This window comes from Stenotrophomonas maltophilia group sp. SKK55 (assembly GCF_057179845.1).
The window spans coordinates 1-778 of the sequence record NZ_JBXUHP010000032.1; the positions used below are offsets into that span (position 1 = coordinate 1).

The window sequence follows — 778 nt, forward strand, 5'->3', positions numbered from 1 at the left end:
ACCACCTACGCACGCTTTACGCCCAGTAATTCCGAGTAACGCTTGCACCCTTCGTATTACCGCGGCTGCTGGCACGAAGTTAGCCGGTGCTTATTCTTTGGGTACCGTCATCCCAACCGGGTATTAGCCAGCTGGATTTCTTTCCCAACAAAAGGGCTTTACAACCCGAAGGCCTTCTTCACCCACGCGGTATGGCTGGATCAGGCTTGCGCCCATTGTCCAATATTCCCCACTGCTGCCTCCCGTAGGAGTCTGGACCGTGTCTCAGTTCCAGTGTGGCTGATCATCCTCTCAGACCAGCTACGGATCGTCGCCTTGGTGGGCCTTTACCCCGCCAACTAGCTAATCCGACATCGGCTCATTCAATCGCGCAAGGCCCGAAGGTCCCCTGCTTTCACCCGTAGGTCGTATGCGGTATTAGCGTAAGTTTCCCTACGTTATCCCCCACGACAGAGTAGATTCCGATGTATTCCTCACCCGTCCGCCACTCGCCACCCAGAGAGCAAGCTCTCCTGTGCTGCCGTTCGACTTGCATGTGTTAGGCCTACCGCCAGCGTTCACTCTGAGCCAGGATCAAACTCTTCACTTAAAACTGCATGATCCGAAGATCAAAATTTAAAGCTGCAGATGATTGATTCTGGCAACGTATCGCTTGCTTTAAAACAATTAATAGTTGCTTGATCAAACGTCTGCAAGATGGACAATCATCCTTCCTGCAGGCGCCTTCACAAGATACCTGCGCATACTTTCAAAGATCCGGGGAAGTGGCCTCAGCGCC

At 52.8% G+C, this 778-nt stretch carries 1 rRNA gene; it reads right to left on the reverse strand.

The features are described 5' to 3' along the window. A 16S ribosomal RNA gene (locus tag AC2A1N_RS13690) occupies positions 1-589 on the reverse strand; the annotation flags it as partial. Positions 590-778: the final 189 nt, after the last annotated feature.